The organism is Ruegeria sp. HKCCA4008, assembly GCF_013033125.1.
In the GTDB taxonomy this organism is placed as follows: Bacteria; Pseudomonadota; Alphaproteobacteria; order Rhodobacterales; family Rhodobacteraceae; genus Ruegeria.
Window position 1 is genome coordinate 183,878 of the sequence record NZ_WQDM01000006.1, and the last position, 15,194, is coordinate 199,071.

At 58.8% G+C, this 15,194-nt stretch carries 16 protein-coding genes; 6 read left to right on the top strand and 10 right to left on the bottom strand.

Features of this window, described 5'->3' with window-relative positions:
• Positions 1–53: 53 nt before the first annotated feature.
• Positions 54–746 (bottom strand): COQ9 family protein, encoded by a 693-nt coding sequence (locus tag GOW60_RS14635; RefSeq protein WP_171229837.1) that lies wholly within the window; start codon positions 744–746, stop codon positions 54–56.
• 111 nt (positions 747–857) lie between these two features.
• Between GOW60_RS14635 and rpsU the strand changes: the two genes are divergently transcribed.
• The 3 genes from rpsU (at position 858) to GOW60_RS14650 (ending at position 2,474) form a co-directional block, all read left to right on the top strand.
• Positions 858–1,064, top strand: coding sequence for a 30S ribosomal protein S21 (rpsU, locus tag GOW60_RS14640; protein WP_005614280.1), 207 nt, complete (start codon positions 858–860; stop codon positions 1,062–1,064).
• Positions 1,065–1,089: 25 nt separating this feature from the next.
• A complete protein-coding gene (locus tag GOW60_RS14645) occupies positions 1,090–1,278 on the top strand; it encodes a hypothetical protein (protein WP_171229838.1) in 189 nt (62 codons plus the stop codon).
• 83 nt (positions 1,279–1,361) lie between these two features.
• A complete protein-coding gene (locus GOW60_RS14650; protein ID WP_254443967.1) occupies positions 1,362–2,474 on the top strand; it encodes a CAP domain-containing protein in 1,113 nt (370 codons plus the stop codon).
• A 67-nt stretch (positions 2,475–2,541) separates the two neighbouring features.
• Here GOW60_RS14650 and ppk2 read toward each other — a convergent pair whose 3' ends face one another.
• Positions 2,542–3,459, bottom strand: a complete 918-nt coding sequence (gene ppk2, locus GOW60_RS14655) for a polyphosphate kinase 2 (RefSeq protein ID WP_371419726.1) — start codon at positions 3,457–3,459, stop codon at positions 2,542–2,544.
• Positions 3,460–3,739: 280 nt separating this feature from the next.
• Between ppk2 and GOW60_RS21440 the strand changes: the two genes are divergently transcribed.
• Entirely contained in the window at positions 3,740–4,579 is an 840-nt protein-coding gene (locus tag GOW60_RS21440) for a CPBP family intramembrane glutamic endopeptidase (protein ID WP_171229839.1), read from the top strand.
• 3 nt (positions 4,580–4,582) lie between these two features.
• Here the strand turns inward: GOW60_RS21440 and GOW60_RS14665 are convergent, their stop codons facing one another.
• Positions 4,583–5,041 carry an Lrp/AsnC family transcriptional regulator gene (locus tag GOW60_RS14665; protein WP_152456756.1) on the bottom strand — a complete coding sequence of 153 codons (459 nt, stop codon included), beginning with the start codon at positions 5,039–5,041 and terminating at the stop codon, positions 4,583–4,585.
• Between the two features lie 135 nt (positions 5,042–5,176).
• Here GOW60_RS14665 and ald point away from each other — a divergent pair, with 135 nt between their 5' ends.
• Positions 5,177–6,295 (top strand): alanine dehydrogenase, encoded by a 1,119-nt coding sequence (gene ald, locus GOW60_RS14670; RefSeq protein ID WP_171229840.1) that lies wholly within the window; start codon positions 5,177–5,179, stop codon positions 6,293–6,295.
• A 189-nt stretch (positions 6,296–6,484) separates the two neighbouring features.
• Here the strand turns inward: ald and GOW60_RS14675 are convergent, their stop codons facing one another.
• The gene (locus tag GOW60_RS14675) at positions 6,485–7,291 is read right to left on the bottom strand and encodes a mechanosensitive ion channel domain-containing protein (protein ID WP_171229841.1); all 807 of its coding nucleotides are present in this window, start codon (positions 7,289–7,291) and stop codon (positions 6,485–6,487) included.
• 216 nt (positions 7,292–7,507) lie between these two features.
• Between GOW60_RS14675 and GOW60_RS14680 the strand changes: the two genes are divergently transcribed.
• Positions 7,508–8,206 (top strand): glutathione S-transferase family protein, encoded by a 699-nt coding sequence (locus GOW60_RS14680; protein WP_171229842.1) that lies wholly within the window; start codon positions 7,508–7,510, stop codon positions 8,204–8,206.
• Positions 8,207–8,256: 50 nt separating this feature from the next.
• On the opposite strand, the gene GOW60_RS14685 is transcribed toward GOW60_RS14680, so the two are convergent.
• The 6 genes from GOW60_RS14685 to GOW60_RS14710 form a co-directional block, all read right to left on the bottom strand.
• Positions 8,257–8,703 carry a YtoQ family protein gene (locus tag GOW60_RS14685; RefSeq protein ID WP_171119768.1) on the bottom strand — a complete coding sequence of 149 codons (447 nt, stop codon included), beginning with the start codon at positions 8,701–8,703 and terminating at the stop codon, positions 8,257–8,259.
• Between the two features lie 82 nt (positions 8,704–8,785).
• Positions 8,786–11,182: a phenylalanine--tRNA ligase subunit beta gene (gene pheT, locus GOW60_RS14690; RefSeq protein WP_171229843.1), complete on the bottom strand. Its 2,397-nt coding sequence runs from the start codon at positions 11,180–11,182 to the stop codon at positions 8,786–8,788.
• A 78-nt stretch (positions 11,183–11,260) separates the two neighbouring features.
• Entirely contained in the window at positions 11,261–12,064 is an 804-nt protein-coding gene (locus GOW60_RS14695) for a PHB depolymerase family esterase (RefSeq protein ID WP_171229844.1), read from the bottom strand.
• A 154-nt stretch (positions 12,065–12,218) separates the two neighbouring features.
• The gene (locus GOW60_RS14700) at positions 12,219–12,623 is read right to left on the bottom strand and encodes a hypothetical protein (protein ID WP_171229845.1); all 405 of its coding nucleotides are present in this window, start codon (positions 12,621–12,623) and stop codon (positions 12,219–12,221) included.
• A 29-nt stretch (positions 12,624–12,652) separates the two neighbouring features.
• Entirely contained in the window at positions 12,653–13,726 is a 1,074-nt protein-coding gene (gene pheS, locus GOW60_RS14705) for a phenylalanine--tRNA ligase subunit alpha (protein WP_171229846.1), read from the bottom strand.
• A 70-nt stretch (positions 13,727–13,796) separates the two neighbouring features.
• Positions 13,797–15,167 carry a glutamate--cysteine ligase gene (locus GOW60_RS14710; protein WP_171229847.1) on the bottom strand — a complete coding sequence of 457 codons (1,371 nt, stop codon included), beginning with the start codon at positions 15,165–15,167 and terminating at the stop codon, positions 13,797–13,799.
• Positions 15,168–15,194 lie beyond the last annotated feature (27 nt).

Sequence of the window (15,194 nt, forward strand, 5' to 3'; positions counted from 1 at the left end):
CCTTTGCCCAATGCCTAGCAGGCATCAGGGCCAAGGCCCAGCACCAAGACGCACTACTTTCGGGGGTTCAGCATTCCCGGAAGATCGGCCCGCATTTTGACCGGAGCCTTCACCTGACCCGCCAGCCAGTTCGGAACCGCCAGAAACGGTTTCAACACCGGGTTGTCGCGCAACTGCGCCTTGAGCTTTTCAAACTCCATGACATTAGCGATCCGGCGATCCAGAAACTCCCACGTGTTCTGATGATCCGGGCTGTCATCGCCCAGCCAGAACAGCAGGGTCGAGGAATAGACACCCGACAAAGTGGCCCGCTTCGTGTACCAGTTCACATCATCCGAGCTGTCGCCCAGCGCGTCCCAGATCAGATCGCAGGTCTGCCAAACCGCCTTGGCACCGTCGGCCGCATGTGTCGGCAAGGAAAACAGCGTCATGCCCCGGCGCACCAGTTCTTTGTCCTCGACGGCCTGCAACCGGAACCGAACCGCAGCTGCAATCCTGTCGCGGAATTTCAGTTCGCTCAGGTCCTCGGACTTGATGCGGTCCAGCATCGCCTGATCCCCGCGCGCGTGGTAGGCCAGCGCCAGATCCACCGCGCCGCGCGGACAAATCGCGCGTGCCAGACCGTCATCCAGACCACAGTCGGAAATGGAGGCGCGGAAACTGGATTCCGACCACCCGTCGAAGGGAACATGGATCAGCATCGCATCCAAAAGCTGCTGTTTTGCATCTTCATATGTGGTCGTCATGGCGGTTCTCCGGTTGTCGGGCCCAGTACTAGACAAGTTAGGGCGGCTTTGCTATACGGCCAACTCCTGCAATTTCCTTGCAACTCTATCTAGAAAGGTGGTGACAACCACATGCAGGTTAGTGTTCGCGACAATAACGTCGATCAGGCGCTTCGTGCCCTGAAGAAAAAGCTGCAGCGCGAAGGCGTGTTCCGTGAAATGAAGCTTAAGCAACATTTCGAGAAACCGTCCGAGAAAAAAGCGCGCGAGAAGGCTGAAGCGATCCGTCGTGCCCGTAAACTGGCACGTAAGAAAGCACAGCGCGAAGGTTTGCTCTAAGACCTTTGGTCTCGTCCAGCTTTGGATGACACTATTTGACGACCCCCGAGGCATCGCCCGGGGGTTTGTCGTTTCGGCGATCGGTTTCAATCCGCCGACTCGTGGTACCGGCTGTGCGACAAGCCGCCATTTCCTCGCCAGCAACATTTTGCCCGGCATTTTGCAGCGCAGCGAATCCCGCATCGGTAGCATCGCGTTGCCAAAACTCGCCTGAGGTGAAACACCCTCTACCACCGTCGATATCCCGACCTCTAAGTGAGCCCGTCCGGAAGGGCACAAACACAAACGGAGGCAAAAATGTCGACTGCAAGTACATTCGAACGCGAGATGCTGGAGCTGATAAACCAGGAACGCACATCCCGCGGGCTCAACCCGCTTCAGCTTGAGACACAGCTGAACGATTCATCCGAAGATCACAGCACCTGGATGCTGGACACAGACACGTTCAGCCACACCGGCTCGGGCGGTTCCAGTGCGACTCAGCGGATGCAAAACGCCGGGTTCGATCTTGAGGGCAACTGGCGGACCGGCGAAAACATCGCATGGCAGTCCGAACGCGGACAGCCCGGCATCAGCGATGACGTGGCTCAGTTGCACCAGAACCTGATGAACAGCCCGGGCCACCGCGCCAATATTCTGAACCCGGATTTCAAATATATCGGAATCGGTATCGAAACCGGCGATATGCAGGGTTTTGATGCGGTGATGGTCACCCAGAACTTTGCCGCAACCGACGCGGCAGTCATGCTGGACAACGGCAATACGAACACACCGCCCGTTCCGCCAACCACACCGGACGAAGTTGCCGTTCCGGAAGAGCCGGAACCTGAAACACCCGACACCGACGTCACCGAAACCGAGGAACCAGAACCCGAAGCACCCGATACCGACGTCACCGAAACCGAAGAACCAGAACCCGAAACACCTGACACCGACGTCACCGAAACCGAAGAGCCGGCACCCGAAACACCCGACACCGACGTCACCGAAACCGAAGAGCCGGAACCCGAAACGCCCGATACCGACGTCACCGAGACCGAGGAACCGGAGCCCGAAACACCCGACACCGACGTCACCGAGACCGAAGAGCCGGAACTCGAAACGCCGGACGTGGACGTGGTTGACGGGGGTGAGGCCGAGACGTTCTGCTTTGACGTTCAGGCCTTCCTGGATGAAATTGCCAGTTTCCTCGAAAACCTGCAAGCGCAGTTTGACGAGTTCAACTGGGGTGACGATATGAACGGCGACACGGACGTGGCAGACACCGATGATATCGACATGATGCCGACCGCCGACGTCACGCCGGAAACGGAATCCGAGCCTGCGGGCACCGAAACAGCCGACGTCGATGACTGTGACATCACAATGGTCAACTTCTTCCACTTTGACTGCATGATGGATGCAGCCTGATCATTTGACCCTGTGCGAGGCCGGCCGTGTCGGCCTCGCATAATCCGGCTCAGAGCCTGGTTTTGCTTCAATAGATCTTTGGTACGTAAAGCTCATCCGGCAAAACGCGGCGTTCATATTCCGGGTTGTACTTGCGGTCGGGCAGATTGACCTTTTCCTGAGGCACGTCCTCGTATGGGATTTTTGTCAAAAGATGCTCGATACAGTTTAGCCTTTCGCGTTTTTTGTCATTGCCTTCGACGATGTACCACGGGGCCTCGGGGATATTCGTTCGGAAAAGCATATCCTCTTTGGCCTTTGTGTAGGATTCCCAGCGGATGCGGGATTCAAGATCCATCGGTGACAGCTTCCATTGCTTCATCGGGTCGTGAATACGCATGAGGAATCGCAACTGCTGTTCCTCGTCCGTGATCGAGAACCAGTATTTCAGCAGAATGATCCCTGACCGCACCAGCATCCGTTCGAATTCCGGAACGTCCTGAAAGAATTGTTCAACCTGGTCCTCGGACGCAAAACCCATCACCCGCTCGACTCCGGCCCGGTTGTACCAGGAGCGGTCGAACAGAACGATTTCACCCGCCGCCGGCAGATGCGGTACGTAGCGCTGGAAATACCACTGGCTTTGCTCTCGGCGGCTGGGCGCCGGCAACGCCACCACGCGCGCGACGCGCGGGTTCAGACGCTGGGTGATCCGCTTGATCACGCCCCCTTTACCGGCACTGTCACGGCCTTCAAACAGGATACAGACCTTGGCTCCGGTATGCTGTACCCAGTCCTGAACCTTGATCAGTTCGGCTTGCAGCCGCAGCAGGTTGCGGAAGTAAACCTTGCGATCCAACATGTCCGGATGCTGTTCCCGATAGATTTTCCGGACTTCCATCGACAGCATCGGCTCACTGAATTCTATCTCGAAATCTTCGTCCAGCGTGTCCTCCAGCTCGGCTTCCAGCCAGTCTTTGGGGGCGCCAGTGTTTTCGTTGTCCAAGGTCAGCTCCTTCTCGGTCTTCGGGTTCGGACCATATCGGGCCCGTGTAACAACCTGATGCCACCAGATAAATTGACGCTAGGGTCACGAGTCCTGCGGCTGTTGTCGTGCCTGCAAATCAGGTCCAGCGCGGGTATACGGTCTTTCCCCTGAATTTGTACATCTGGCCCGCGGGATACAAGCGTCTGAATTGACGCAATGCATTGCGCTTGGCCACGGATGCTTGCATTGCCTCGTTTTGGTGCGGCATCACGGTGCGCATGACAAAGACGAGGCGATTGTGACATTCCTTCTTTCCGTGATGCCCGCGATCTGGCCCTGGCTTGTTCTGATATCAGCGCAATTGATGGTGCTGACCCGGCGGACAGGCATCGGCTTGTCGTTACTGGCGTTGTTCATCAGCATTGCCTCGGCGACAGGATTGATGTCACCCATGGCGATCGCTGCGGCGGCCTTTGGTCTGGTCGGAGCTTCATTGCTGCCCCATCTGAAAGGATGGCCTGCTGTCGCCGGGCACCTGTTGTTGATCCTGTGGTGTCTGGTGATGGGTGCACATCTGCTGCCGGGGTTCGAAAATTTGAAAATTCTGGATCAGGTACAGGCAGGCGCGGGAAGCGCCAGTTTCACCCTGCATCTGAACCTGGACAAACCGATGGTCTTCTTTGCCGTACTTCTGGCCTGGCCCGGGATGCTGCGCGGCAAAACGCAGATCAATCGCACGGCCTTGCTGGCAGGGTTGCTGCTCCTGCCGGGGCTGTTTCTGTTGGGGCTTTCCTTCGGCGCGGTGCGCCCGGAATTTGCGATCCCGCCCTGGTGGCTGGTATTTGCCCTGTCCAACCTGTTTCTGACCTGCCTGACGGAAGAAGCCTTCTTTCGTGGCTATCTGCAATCGGCCATCGCCCCGCGCCTGGGGGACGTTGGCAGTGTAATAGCAGCCAGTCTGCTGTTCGGGCTGGCCCATGTCGCCGGGGGTCCGGCGCTGGTGGTTTTTGCTTCCATTCTCGGGCTGGCCTGCGGATTGGGATACTATGCAACCAGACGCCTGTGGGTGCCTGTGATGATGCATTTCGGGTTCAACCTGACCCACCTTTTTCTGTTCACCTATCCCGGGCCTTTATGACAATTAGACGGGCAAGGCTGTGGTCTTGAACACGGTACGCAAGGCAAACGAGCTTTGCATTTGCGCCACCCCGGGCAGGCGCGACAGGTATTGCCGATGGATGCGGGCGAAATCTTCGGTGTTTTCCGCCACAACTTTCAGAATGTAATCCGCCGTACCGGCCATCAGATGGCATTCCAGCACATCCGGTATCCGGGCCACCGCCTTTTCAAACGCATCCAGAACCTCTTCGGCCTGACCCTGTAGCGTGATTTCGACAAAGACCGTTGTCGGCACGTTCATCTTCCGCGCATCCAGCAGCGCCACGTAGTTGCGAATGTAGCCTTCAACCTCCAGCCGCTGAACACGCCGGTGGCAAGCCGACGGAGACAAGTTGACCTGTTCAGACAATTCCGAATTCGACATCCTACCGTTTTTTTGCAATGCCGCCAGAATCTTGCGATCGGTCGTATCCAAGCTCATTCATGCAATTCCTTTGCAAGGTTTTTGTATATTACGCGATATTCTTCCAAAGAAAAATGTACTGACACGTTTTCTTTCACAGAAATTGCACTGCAAACTGCACATAATTTAAGCAGCTTATGTACGGAGAACCCCATGAAAATCGGTTGCCCCAAGGAAATCAAACCCCAGGAATTCCGCGTCGGGATGACGCCCAATGCTGCTCAGGAAGCAGTTGCACGTGGTCACGAAGTTCTGATCGAATCCGGCGCAGGCATCGGCGCGGGATTTGACAACGACGCATATGTCGCGGCTGGCGCACGTATCATCGACACTGCGGAAGAGGTGTTTGCCACCGCCGACATGATCGTCAAGGTCAAGGAACCCCAGGCCGTGGAACGCAAGATGCTGCGTGAAGGGCAGTTGCTGTTCACCTATCTGCACCTGGCTCCGGACCCGGACCAGACGCATGACCTGCTGGAATCGGGTTGTACTGCCATCGCCTATGAGACTGTGACCGATGCAAACGGCGGCCTGCCTCTGCTGGCACCGATGTCCGAAGTCGCCGGTCGTCTGGCCCCTCAGGTCGGGTCGTGGACACTGCAAAAGGCCAATGGCGGGCGCGGCGTTCTGATGGGTGGCGTACCCGGTGTCGGCCCTGCCAAAGTGGTCGTAATCGGCGGCGGCGTCGTCGGGACCCATGCGGCGAAGATCGCTGCTGGAATGGGCGCGGATGTCATCGTTCTGGATCGCTCCTTGCCGCGGCTGCGCTATCTGGACGACGTCTTTGGCGGAACCTTTAAGAACCAGTATTCGACCGCTGGTGCCACGGCCGAGCTTATCCAGGATGCCGATATGGTCATCGGTGCCGTTCTGATCCCCGGCGCTGCGGCCCCAAAACTTGTCTCGCGCGCCCAGTTGTCGACGATGAAACCCGGTGCCGTACTTGTCGATGTTGCCATCGATCAGGGCGGGTGCTTCGAGACGTCGAAAGCCACCACCCATGCTGACCCGATCTACGATGTCGACGGCATCATGCATTACTGCGTTGCCAACATGCCGGGCGCGGTGGCGCGCACCTCGACCATCGCCCTGGGCAACGCCACGATGCCGTTCATGCTGTCTCTGGCGGACAAAGGCTGGAAACAGGCGTGTCAGGACGATCCGCATCTGCTGGAAGGTCTGAACGTCCACGCTGGCAAGCTGACCTACTATGCGGTCGGCAAGGCCCTTGGTATCGACGTCGTCTCGCCCAACGTGATCGTCAAGTCGTAAACACTCCCGCCCCTGAAATCGCTTTTGAAAAGCGATTTCCAGCGTTGGGCATAGCGCCACGCCACAGGCGTGGCGCGGTCGGACTCAAAGCGATGGTTTGAACAAAGAAAAGGGCACCGCGCCCTTGCGCGGTGCCCGGCCCAACGGGAGGAGGGCATTTTCGAATGCCCGATCGACGGGCGGGAGCCGTCACCCCTGTTTCTGGATTTCCACCGAATGCGGATAAGGGATCGAAATACCCTTGTCGTCAAAGGCTTCCTTGATCGTCTTCGTCAACTCGAATTTGACATCCCAATAGTCTGGCGCCGAGCACCACAGCCGTGCCGTCAGATCCACCGAACTGTCACCCAGGTTCGTAACCCGAACCCAGGGCTCCGGGTCACTGTGAATGCGACTGTCCGCTTTGGCCACATCCAGAATGACCTGCATGGCTTTGTCCGCGCTGTCACCATAATCAATCCCGAACACCAGATCGACACGACGCGTGTCATGGGCAGAGTAGTTCGTGATGATTGAGCCCCAAGCCTGACCGTTCGGTACGATGATCTGCACGTTGTCCGGCGTCACCAGTTCGGTGGTGAACAGGTTCAGGTCCTTTACGGTGCCTGATGTGCCGCCGATATCAACGAATTGACCCAGCTTGTAGGGCCGGAAGACAACCAGCATCACACCGGCCGCCAGATCACTGAGCGTGCCTTGAAGCGCCAGGCCGATAGCCAAGGACGCGGCACCCAGAATGGCGACGATGCTGGTGGCTTCAATTCCGAAGATGCCCAGAACGGCAACCAGAACCATGGCGAGAATGGCCCATTTGACCAGGCTTGCCATAAAGTTCCCAAGCGTCGGATCAATATGCGGCGTCGAATTGATCCTGCGGCGAACCATGCCCCCGATTGCACCAGCCACGATCCAGCCCAGGATCAGAACGACAAGCGCCTTGACGGCACTCATGATCAGCGGGGCAAATGCGCCCACCTGTGTTACGACCTCATCCACGCCCATCTCCTTTCAACAGCAAGAAACCCGCGAGGTTTTCGCGGGGGTCACCAGATTGTGAGCCAAGTTTGGCTTCCGGTCTAGGTGCGAGTTGCGTTGGATTTCCCCTTTGTTCGCCAGAAAACATGGCCTGACCGGAAATGCACATCGCCAAGGGCTTATATAAATCAGGCGTGGCCCCTAGCTTTTACAGGGACAGCCAAACAGGAGCCCCCAATGCTGGACAACAACTTTCATCCGATCATGGCGCGCTGGCCTGCGCAATCCCCGGACAAGATTCAACTGTATTCCTATCCGACTCCAAACGGCGTCAAGGCATCGATCATGCTGGAGGAAACCGGCCTGCCCTACGAGCCCCATCTGGTGACGCTATCGGATGCGGATGTCAAAAGCCCCGAGTTTCTGTCGCTGAACCCAAACAACAAAATCCCAGCCATCATCGATCCCAACGGGCCGGACGGTAAGCCGCTGACCCTGTTCGAAAGCGGGGCAATCCTGCTGTATCTGGCCGAGAAATCGGGCAAGTTGCTGGGACAAAGCGCAGCAGACAAGCATCGCATTACACAATGGCTGATGTTCCAAATGGGGGGCGTAGGGCCGATGTTTGGCCAGCTTGGCTTCTTCTACAAATTCGCGGGCAGCGAAATCGAAGACCCCCGACCGCGCGAACGCTATATCAACGAGGCCAAACGCCTTTTGAACGTGGTCAACACGCAACTGGAAGGGAACGACTGGATCGCCGGCGATTACTCCATCGCCGATATCGCTCTTGCCCCCTGGTTGAATGCTCTGGACTTCTACGGCGCGAAAGAGGTTGTTGGCTGGGACGACTACGCCAATGTCGTCGCCTATGTCGACCGGTTCATGCAACGCCCGGCGGTGCAGCGCGGCAAAACCATACCCGCACGCGCTTGATCTGTTTCGCGATCGACAGGGTGCCGAAACCGGCACCCGCATTGAAAAACTCAGCCCGGCAGTGCACCCGTCAGCACATACCGCAGGATTTCGACAACCTGCGCGGGCTTTTCCGCCACGGCCAGCGCGGCTGCATCCACTTCTTTCAACGCGTGCTGATGCTCGGGGCCGTGCAGCACGATGATGGATTTACCCAGCGCTGCGGCATAGCCCGCATCAAAAGCCGCGTTCCACTGTTTGTACTTGTCGCCAAACCGGACAACCACCACGTCAGCATCCGAAATGCCCTTGCGGGTCCGGATCGCGTTGACCATCGCACCCTTGTGGTCATGCCAGTATTTGTTCGGCTCTTCCCCCAGAATGGCAACGCCGCAATCGTCGCTTGCCGCGTGGTCCGTCACCGGGCTGTTGAATGTGATGTCCAACCCCTGCGCGCCGTCGATGATCTGTTCGCGCCAATCGGTGTGGATTTCGCCAGATAGGTACACGTTCAGCATCTTTCGTCCTCCGTAAACACGCAAAAGGGCGCCACCGCCCCTTCATCTTTTCTGAAATACTCCCGCCGGAGGCGGCCCTGCATCAGCCCCGCAGAACACCGCCGGTCGCCTTGGAGACTTTGGCGATGATCTTTTCGGCCACCGCTTCGATGTCCTTTTCCTTCAGCGTCTGCTCTGTCGGCTGCAAACGTACCGTTATGGCCAGCGATTTTTTACCTTCACCCAGGCTGCCGCCGATGAATTCGTCAAAGACACGCACATCTTCGATCAGCGCCTTGTCGGCACCTGCCGCAGCGTTCACCAACGTCAGCGCCTCGACGTTTTCATCAACGACAAAGGCAAAGTCACGTTCGACCGCTTGCAGGTCACGCAATTCCAATGCGGCACGTGTGGCACCGGACTTGCGGGGCAAGGGAACCTCGTCGGGCCAAATCGTAAAGGCCATTGCCGGACCCTTGATATCCATCGCCTGCAACACGCGCGGGTGCAGCTCACCAAAAACACCCAGCACCTTTTTGGGTCCCAGACAGATCTTGCCGTGACGACCCGGATGCCACCAGGCATCGCCGTCGCGCAGAATCTGTACCTTGGCGGGTGCTCCGATCGCCGCAAGAACGGCCTCGGCATCCGCCTTGGCATCAAAGACATCCACCGGGCGCGAGGCCCCGTGCACATCCTTGGGGCCATTGCGGCCAACCAGCAGGCCGGCGATCTGGGTTTTCTGGTCGCCGGGTTCGCCGTCGTGGAAAACAGGGCCAACTTCGAACAGGGCGACGTCGGCATATCCGCGTGCCTGATTGCGCGCCGCGGCCTGCAACAATCCGGGCAGCAGATCCGGGCGCATGTGGCTCATCTCGGACGAGATAGGATTTTCAAGCATGGTCGCGTCATCCCCGCCACCGAACAAAGCAGCCGAAGCCTGATCGATGAACGTATAGGTGACGCATTCGTTGTAACCCAGCGCGGCGCAGGTGCGGCGCGCCATGGACTGGCGGCGCTGAGTCGGTGTCATCACCGGCTTGGGAATACCATCGGTGACACGTGGCAAGGGCTTGCCCTGCAACTTGGTCAACGAGGCGATCCGTGCGACCTCTTCCACCAGATCGGCCTCACCCATGATATCGGGGCGCCAGCTTGGCACGTGGGCCATCTCGCCCTCCAGACGGAAACCCAGGCGGGTCAGCGTCTGACGCTGCTCGCTTTCGGGAATGTCCATCCCGACCAGAGACTGCACCCGTTCGGCATCCAGCTTGTACGCACGCGCGTGGTTCGGCGCTTTGCCCGCCTCGACCACTTTGGACGCTTCGCCGCCGCAGATGTCCAGAATCAACTGGGTTGCGTGCTCGAGCCCTTCCAGCGTGTATTCAGGGTCCACGCCGCGTTCGAACCGGTACCGCGCGTCTGAATTGATTTTCAGCGCCCGACCCGTCAGCGCGATCTGCACATGATCCCAGAACGCGCTTTCCAGGAACACATTCACAGTATCTTCGGTGCAGCCGGTTTCCTGACCGCCCATGATGCCTGCGATGGATTCCGGGCCTTTGTCATCTGAAATGACCATCATGCCGGGCTGAAGAGTGTATTCCTTCTCGTCCAGCGCCACCAGGGTTTCACCGCCTTTGGCGCGATGAACGCGAAGATTGCCCTGCACCTTGTCCGCGTCAAACACATGCAGCGGGCGGTTATGGTCAAAGGTCATATAGTTGGTGATATCCACCAGCGCCGAAATCGGACGCAGCCCGATCGCCTTCAACTGATCCTGCAACCACTGCGGGCTGGGGCCGTTCTTGACGCCCTTGATAAGGCGGCCCGTGAAATGCGGGCAGCCATCCAGCGTATCCTCGTCAATCGATACTTTGATCGGGCTTTCGAAATCACCGGGCACCGGCACGTAGTCGCGCTGTTTCAGAGTGCCGATCCCACGCGCCGCCAGATCACGCGCGATGCCTTCCACGCCCAGCGCATCGGGCCGGTTCGGAGTGATCGCGATCTCGATCACGGGATCGACTTTCGATGGGTCATTCTCGGCAAGCCAATCAACGAACCTGTCACCGACCTCGCCCGAGGGCAATTCGATGATGCCGTCATGTTCGTCCGACAATTCCAGCTCGCGCTCGGACGCCATCATGCCAAAGCTTTCGACGCCGCGGATCTTGCCGACGCTGATCGTCAGGTCCAGACCGGGGATATACATGCCCGGCTTGCAGACGACGACAGTGATCCCTTCGCGGGCGTTGGGCGCGCCGCAGATGATCTGCAACTCGCCTTCATCCGTGTCCACCTTGCAGACACGCAGCTTGTCGGCGTCAGGGTGTTTTTCCGCGTGTTTCACATAGCCCAGCGTAAAGTCCTTGAGCTTGTCAGCCGGGTTGATGACCTCCTCGACCTCAAGGCCAAGGTCGGTCAGCGCCTCAGTGATCTCATCAACCGACGCATCGGTGTCGAGGTGGTCTTTCAGCCAGGACAGAGTGAATTTCATTGCTCGGGGCCTTTTTTGGCAAACATCCAGTCGGCACAGGCAATGACAAAGAATGCGCCAAGGTGCAAGCGCTGCAGGTCACGGATAAGTGGGGGTGCGGCCCAAAAGCTCGTCCAATTGCCACCCGATCCAGCCATGCGGGATGAAATGCCCGCCCGGATGGGTGTCCAGCACCACCTGCCCCTGCGCACAATCGGCCCATTCCACCCGGCTGAGCGTCAGGAACGGTCTCACGCTCCAATCCCCGCGCGGGGTGGCACCGTTGCAGTTGTATTTCTTTCGCCACAGCGCCACCGGGTAGGTGGTATCGCCGCCCGGTCCAAAGGGAAAATCCATCACCGTGTCGTCCAGCCCATGCACATGGCGCACCTCGCGCGGGGCTTCGGGGCAGGCTTCAGTCTGGCGGATGCTGCCTGCAACGGCCAGCAGGGCGGCAATGTCATTGCCTGACTGACAGACATAGCGCCACGCCATCGCGCCTCCGAAGGAATATCCCGAGACATAGATGCGTTCCGGATCAATCGGATAGCGCTTGGCCACATCCTCCAGCACCGCACCGGCAAAGGGCACATCGCCCGTGTCCGGGGTCCAAAAATCCCAGCTTTTGCCCAGACCGTTCGGGGCCACCAGCAACACGCCCCGCAGCTTCGTCGCGCCGGCAATGCGTTCGTGGTTCACGACAACATTACCCTGCCGCGCCCAGCCGTGGAAATGCAGCAACACAGGCAGAGGGGTTTCCCCGTCCCAACCCTCAGGTTCCAGCACATGGTACGATCGGTCGCCGACCTCACAGGCCGTATCGCCATGGCAATCCGACTTCCATGGTCCCATGGAGAAAGCGGGAGTTGCGGTCAGCAGAAGAAAAAGCAGTCGGTAAATCATGAGGCCGAAGCCTAACTAGCCTCATCGCCTTGTCACCTAACATATTGGTGTAGGCCGGGCTTCAGCCCGGCAACCGGCGCATGGCGGGCTGAAGCCCGCGGTCTGGCGATGGCGTGGCGACCTATCTGCCTTTGCTCAGCACTTACCCATGAACTTACGGGGTTAGCCCCAGTTTAGAGAGAATCAACCCAGCAGCCACAATCACCGCCACCGGCAGCAGAAAGTACTTTGAAAGCGCTGCCAAAACTCCCGATGCAGCTTTCGTAACCTGCCTCTTCTCGGCATTTTCTACTTTTTCGATCTCAATTAGATTCGCTAGGTATTCTTTCCCGGATAGCGTGAGTTTTAAGTTTAGTACGCCATTCTTTGTAAAACTGCCGGACACAAAATTCCTCGCCTTTAGAAGCGAGAGGTAATGATCTCTCTCCGCTATCGACATGCCAATTTTGTTCTGAGTGGTCTCCAGGGATTGCGGGGAATTAGGATACATGGAATTCAAACGCTCAATTGAGTCATCAAAAGAGGCTCCGGAAACACCCGAAGCCTCAATAAACTCCATCAACTTGAGGAGTCTTTTGTTTTCGTCAATCACCGCGACAAACCACCATGCAGGTTCGGCATATCCAGCGCCGCGAAGCCGTAGTGGCGCAGCCAGCGCAGGTCGCTGTCAAAGAACGCCCGAAGATCCGGGATGCCGTATTTCAGCATCGCCAGACGGTCGATCCCAATCCCGAAGGCAAAGCCCTGATAGACCTCGGGGTCGATCCCACCGGCGGCGATCACCTTGGGGTGGACCATGCCGGAGCCCAGAATCTCCATCCAGTCGTCGCCCTCGCCGATCTTCAGCTGGCCGTTATCCCAGGAACAGCGGATATCGACCTCGGCCGACGGCTCGGTGAAGGGGAAGTGCGAGGCGCGGAAACGCAGTTCGACATCGTCAACTTCGAAGAATGCCTTCACGAACTCTTCCAGAACCCATTTCAGGTTCGCCATCGAGATGTCCTTGTCGATGGCCAGCCCTTCGACCTGATGGAACATCGGGGTGTGGGTCTGGTCATAGTCGGCGCGGTAGACGCCGCCCGGACAGATGACGCGGATCGGCGCGCCCTGTTTCTCCATCGACCGGATCTGCACCGGCGACGTATGGGTGCGCAGCACATGCGGCGGGCGGTTGTCGCCCTCGGCGCGGTGCATATAGAACGTGTCCATCTCGGCCCGCGCAGGGTGGTGGCCGGGGATGTTCAGCGCGTCGAAATTGTGCCAGTCGGTCTCGATTCGCGGCCCTTCGGCCACCGAAAAGCCCAGTTCGGCAAAGATCGCGGTCAGTTCCTCGGTCGCCTGGCTGACCGGGTGGATCGAGCCCTGACGGCGCGGGCGGGTCGGCAGGGTGACGTCCAGCCATTCGGTGCGCAGACGCTCATCCAGCGCAGCATCGGCCAAAGCGGCCTTTTTGGCGGACAGGGCCGAGTTGATCTCATCCTTCAGGGCATTCAGCGCTGGGCCTGCCACCTGGCGTTCCTCGGGCGTCATTTTACCCAATTCGCGCATCTTCAGCGCGACCTCGCCTTTTTTGCCCACGGCGGCGACACGGATCGCCTCAAGCGCGTTCTCGTCGCCTGCCTCGGCGATTTGGCCCAGATATTTTGCCTTAAGATCGTCCATGACGCCCTCTGAATTTGGTCGCCAACCTGCTATCGGGCCAGCCCCGCGAATGCAAGCGGGACCGGGCGGATCAATAGCTGTATTCTGGGAAAATCCGGGTCAGATCACCGTTCCAGTCGCCGTTGTAGTGTTCCAGCAACTCATCCGCAGGCACTTTCCCGCTTTGGATGCTGTCCTTGAGCGCGTTGAGGAAATGGGTCTCGTCCGGCACCAGGCCACCGGCACCGGGATAGGCGCGGGCTTTCAGGCCGGCCTCGGAGATCGCCACAACCTCACGCGCCAGATCGTGCATGTTGATGGTGCCGACCTTCGCTTGCAGACCGTCTTTGGCAGCCGCGACACGCAGCGCCTCGCGGGTTTCGGTGTCCCAGCCTTTGACCAGATCCCAGGCCGCGTCCAGGGCCGTTTGATCGTAAGTCAGGCCAACCCAGAAGGCGGGCAAGGCACACAGGCGCCGCCATGGTCCACCATCGGCCCCGCGCATTTCCATGAATTTCTTGATCCGCGCCTCTGGAAAGGCGGTGGTCAGGTGATCGGCCCAATCGCTGAGCGTGGGCGTTTCCCCCGGCAGGGCGGGCAGTTCGCCTTTCAGGAAGTCGCGGAACGACATGCCCAGCGCATTGATATACTGGCCGTCGCGATAGACGAAATACATCGGAACATCGAGCGCGTATTGCACGTAACGCTCGAACCCAAAGCCGTCTTCGAACACGAAAGGCAGCATACCCGTACGCGCATCGTCCAGATGCCGCCAGATATAGCTGCGCCAGCTTTTCTGGCCATTTACCTTGCCTTCGAAAAAGGGCGAGTTCGCAAACAACGCCGTTGCCACCGGCTGCAAGGCCAGCGCCACGCGCAGTTTCTGCACCATGTCGGCCTCGGACCCGAAATCGATGTTGACCTGAACCGTGCAGGTCCGCCGCATCATGGCGCGGCCCATGGTGCCGACCTTTTCCATATAGTCATTCATCAGCCGATACCGCCCCTTGGGCATCAACGGCATTTCCTCATGTGTCCAGGTCGGTGCCGCGCCCAGACCGATGAAACCCACGCCGATCTCATCTGCGATGTCCTTTACCTCGCGCAGGTGGGTGTTCACCTCATCACAGGTTTCGTGGATGGTCTCGAGCGGAGCTCCCGACAGCTCCAGCGCGCCGCCCGGCTCCAGGCTGACATTGGCGCCGTCCTTTTCCAAACCGATCAGATGACCCGCTTCACGGACTTCGGCCCAACCGTGCCGGTCACGCAGGCCCTCCAACACCGCCACGATGGATCGCGCACCCTCGAACGGCAACGGCTTCAGCGTGTCCTTGCAGTAGCCGAATTTCTCATGCTCGGTGCCGATGCGCCAGTCTGGCTTGGGCTTGCAGCCCGACTCCAGATATTCGGCCAATTGCTCATGGCGTTCGATTGGTCCGCCGCCGGACTGGGGGATGGACATGAGACCCGCGCTCCGATCCTGATGTGT

Excerpts from the sequence above, each read along its gene's own strand:
- GOW60_RS14635 (WP_171229837.1), bottom strand. The coding sequence starts at position 746 with ATGACGACCACATATGAAGATGCAAAACAGCAGCTTTTGGATGCGATG.
- rpsU (WP_005614280.1), top strand. The coding sequence starts at position 858 with ATGCAGGTTAGTGTTCGCGACAATAACGTCGATCAGGCGCTTCGTGCC.
- GOW60_RS14645 (WP_171229838.1), top strand. The coding sequence starts at position 1,090 with ATGACACTATTTGACGACCCCCGAGGCATCGCCCGGGGGTTTGTCGTT.
- GOW60_RS14650 (WP_254443967.1), top strand. The coding sequence starts at position 1,362 with ATGTCGACTGCAAGTACATTCGAACGCGAGATGCTGGAGCTGATAAAC.
- GOW60_RS14665 (WP_152456756.1), bottom strand. The coding sequence starts at position 5,041 with ATGAGCTTGGATACGACCGATCGCAAGATTCTGGCGGCATTGCAAAAA.
- ald (WP_171229840.1), top strand. The coding sequence starts at position 5,177 with ATGAAAATCGGTTGCCCCAAGGAAATCAAACCCCAGGAATTCCGCGTC.
- GOW60_RS14680 (WP_171229842.1), top strand. The coding sequence starts at position 7,508 with ATGCTGGACAACAACTTTCATCCGATCATGGCGCGCTGGCCTGCGCAA.
- GOW60_RS14685 (WP_171119768.1), bottom strand. The coding sequence starts at position 8,703 with ATGCTGAACGTGTACCTATCTGGCGAAATCCACACCGATTGGCGCGAA.
- pheT (WP_171229843.1), bottom strand. The coding sequence starts at position 11,182 with ATGAAATTCACTCTGTCCTGGCTGAAAGACCACCTCGACACCGATGCG.
- GOW60_RS14695 (WP_171229844.1), bottom strand. The coding sequence starts at position 12,064 with ATGATTTACCGACTGCTTTTTCTTCTGCTGACCGCAACTCCCGCTTTC.
- GOW60_RS14700 (WP_171229845.1), bottom strand. The coding sequence starts at position 12,623 with ATGGAGTTTATTGAGGCTTCGGGTGTTTCCGGAGCCTCTTTTGATGAC.
- pheS (WP_171229846.1), bottom strand. The coding sequence starts at position 13,726 with ATGGACGATCTTAAGGCAAAATATCTGGGCCAAATCGCCGAGGCAGGC.
- GOW60_RS14710 (WP_171229847.1), bottom strand. The coding sequence starts at position 15,167 with ATGTCCATCCCCCAGTCCGGCGGCGGACCAATCGAACGCCATGAGCAA.